General features: G+C 68.3%; 1 protein-coding gene. It reads left to right on the forward strand.

The annotated features are described in order from the left end of the window. The coding region (locus AC1DUE_RS20575; RefSeq protein WP_477041256.1) for a helicase-related protein at positions 1 to 394 on the forward strand (394 nt) is incomplete at both ends.

Genomic DNA, 394 nt, shown 5'->3' on the forward strand with positions numbered 1-394 from the left:
ATCACCGACAGAGAACTCCGTGCCACCCTCAACCTCCCCGCCCCGGCACCACCGGCAACGACACCGCTCCCGGCGACGACGCGCTGCGCACCACCGCCCTGCACCTGGCCGTCCTCAAGACCATGTCCGCACACCACCTGCGCCGCGTCCTGGTCTTCTTCCATCGCGTCGAAGACGCCAGAAGGTTCACCGCCGAACTCGGCCACACCCTGCGCCTGCTGCGCCGCACCGACCCCGACGCCTTCCCCGGGCTGAACCCGCAGATGTTCTTCGTCGATGGTGAGCACAGCCCCGATCAGCGCGCCAAGATCTTCGCCGACTTCGCCGCCGCGCCCTGCGCGATCCTCGCGAACGCCAAGGTGATCGCCGAAGGCGTTGACATCCCCAGTGTCGA

The sequence above is a fragment of the Cellulomonas sp. P4_A2 genome (assembly GCF_056402515.1).